Annotated in this window: 2 protein-coding genes; one reads left to right on the top strand and one right to left on the bottom strand. The window is 57.3% G+C overall.

Going from position 1 to position 2,780, the window contains the following annotated elements:
- On the bottom strand, window positions 1-1,126 hold a 1,126-nt coding region (locus ACI3UA_RS04335; RefSeq protein WP_439723602.1), incomplete at its 3' end, for a cell division protein FtsA.
- 169 nt (window positions 1,127-1,295) lie between these two features.
- On the opposite strand from ACI3UA_RS04335, the gene ACI3UA_RS04330 reads away from it, so the two are divergent.
- Window positions 1,296-2,570: a DAK2 domain-containing protein gene (locus tag ACI3UA_RS04330; protein WP_439723601.1), complete on the top strand. Its 1,275-nt coding sequence runs from the start codon at window positions 1,296-1,298 to the stop codon at window positions 2,568-2,570.
- Window positions 2,571-2,780 lie beyond the last annotated feature (210 nt).

Raw genomic sequence — 2,780 nt, 5'->3', positions numbered from 1 at the left:
CTACCATCATGATGGCCTGCGGCGGTTCGCCGCCGTTCAGCTCCAGTATCTGCTGTACGATGGCCTCGGCCAGCTTTTTGACGTTTGGCATAATCGGCTTCAGGACTTCCTCCGGGGAGAGGTCGTATTCCATGCCCATGATGTCGGAGAATTTGCCCTGCAGGCCGTTGGTGACGTCGCGCTTTACCTGCTCGGCCACGTTGAAATCCAGCAGGAACTGCTGGGACAGGGCGTCGGTAATCTCATCGCCTGCCTGCGGCACCATGCCATAGGCGATAACGGAGCCGTTCTTGGTGATGGCCACGTCGGAGGTGCCGGCGCCGATATCCACCAGCACCAGATTGAGATGGCGCATGGTAGCCGGTATCAGCACGTTGATGGCGGCAATAGGCTCCAGCGTCAGGGCCTGCATGTCCAGCTTGACGCTCTGCAGGGCCGAGTGCATGGAATCGATTACCTGCCGCGGCAGGAAGGTGGCAATAACCGTGGCCGTGGCCGTGCGTCCCCGCTGGCCTACCAGGGTTTTCAGCTGGGTGCCGTCCAGCTCGTATTTTACGGTGCTGTAGCCGACGCAGTAGTAGTTGGAAAGGTCGTCTACAGTGTGGGACTCGGCCAGTCTGGCCTGGGCCGCCTGCACGCCGGCAAAGTCAAGGGAACGCTCCTGCTCGGAGGTTATGATGCCGCTGAACTCCATGTCTGCGGATGCCGTCATGGTGTAGAGGGCGCGGCCGGCGGCGGCCACGGAGGCGCTTTTCAGCGGGCCGGTGCGCTTTATCAGGGCTTTCTTTACGTTGTCGATGACTGCGGCTACCTGCGGCACATCGTGAATCTGGCCGTCAATCATGGCGCGGGTCTTGTGCTCCTGCCTTTCGGTGGCAATGATTTTCAGGCCTTCCGGCGCCTGCTCGGCTACGATGCCTATGACGCTCCGCGTGCCTATGTCCAGCGCAAAGATTTTTTCACTGCGCGGCTTGGCAGGAGCAGCTTTGGCGGCCTTTGCGCCGCGGCCTGCTTTCCTGCCGCTTTTGCCGGTGGTTCTGCGGGTATATTTTCTTTTGGCAGGGGCGGTTCCGGCTTCCGCGGCCGCCGTTTCAGCGTGTATATTCTGCAAATTGGAATTTTCCATAAAAATCTCCTTACTTTTTTTCCTCAAAAAGAGGTTAATTAGAGAATTTCGCGAATACTTATATTATATACAATTTTCATTTACTTTTAAAGCGGATAATGTATTATATTAGTATATGGTTCTGCGCGGTGTCGGCAGGACAGGGGGACGTGTTTTAGGGAGTTTTAGTATGGCAAAGGATAATGAAGTCATCACAGGCGCTGACTATAAGCGGATGATTATCGGCGCTTATAGTGAGTTTATACTGGAATACGAGCGGATTAACGAGGTGAAGAAGAGCGGCAGGTTTTTTTACTGCGGCATGCCCGGCACTGATGTGCTGAGGACCATGGGGGCGGCCGTACTGCCCCTGCAGGATTCGGTGAACGAGAGCATCGGCGGACTGGCAAGGCGGGTGGCTGATGCGGCGGTGCTGGGGGCCAGGGGCAATGCGGGAGTGATTCTTTCCCAGATTCTCCGGGGGCTGGCCAAAGGGCTGACAGGCAAATACAACGCCTCTTCCCAGGAATTTGGCAAGGCCTTTCAGTATGGGATTCTCTATGCCCAGAAGGCGGTGCCGGAGCAGAAGGACAGGCCTATTATCGTGGCCTCGAAGATTATGGCCAAGGGGGCTTATCATGCGGTGCGCGACGGCCTGCCGATTATTGAGATACTGCGGGCGGCCATCAAGGCCGGGCAGGAATCCTTCACGGAAAAGATTGATTCGGGCGAAATGATTATGCAGGTGTTTTTGAACGGATGCCTGAAAGGAATTATCGGGGAGTTTGTGTCGCCGATGCTTCCTTTTTCCAGCAATGCTGTTCATCAGGAGAGGCTTACCAGCCCGCTGGAGGATCTGGTGCGGCCTTACTGCGTCACCTTTATGGTGGCCAATCCCAAGCTGTCCGTGGAGCTGATTGAGAGGGAGCTGCAGGAGATAGGCAATTTTGTGGTGGTGGAGCGCCGCTTCCGCAACCTGTTTATCCATCTTCACTCCGAGCATCCCGGCAAGGTGCTGGAACGGGCCGTAGGCTGGGGGCATATCGGTGAGATTCACATCAATATCATGGCGGAGCCTCATGCCATGGCCATGGTTCAGCAGAGCTTTTTGATGCCGCTGGCCCTGATGACGGTGGCGGATACGCCGGAGCTGGGGTACAGGCTGCAGGAGGCAGGGGCTACGGTGATTCTGGACGGCAGTGATCCTTCCGGGCCGTCCGTGGAGGAGATTGTGAATGCCGCCCACAGCGATATCGCCAACAAGTACATCATTCTCACGGATTCGGAGCATATCAGGCTGGTGGTGCATCAGGCGCGCCGCATTCTGGGGGACAGGGTAGAGGTCGTCGTGGCAGACGGGGAGGATGAGCAGCTGCAGGCCGTGCGGGCGTTTTTCCCGGAGGACGATATTGTGTCCAACGTTACGCGCATGAAGCACGCCATCGTGCTGGCCAGTCAGGAGTGACAGGCCGGGGAGCAAGGGCAGGCGCCAAAGCGCAATAACTGCCATCGGAATGAAACGCTTACCATTGAGGTGACAGGCCGGAGGGAGCAAGGGCGGGCGCCAAAGGGCGATAACTGCCATCGGAATGAAACGCTTACCATTGAAGTGACAGGCCGGGGGAGCAAGGGCAGGCGCCAAAGGGGGATGCAGAGAGCAGGCAGACAAAAAATG

The organism is Anaerovibrio sp., assembly GCF_051866355.1.
Classification (GTDB): Bacteria; Bacillota; Negativicutes; order Selenomonadales; family Selenomonadaceae; genus Anaerovibrio.
Note: the sequence above shows the minus strand (reverse complement) of the source record. Positions and strands in the feature narration are given on the sequence as shown.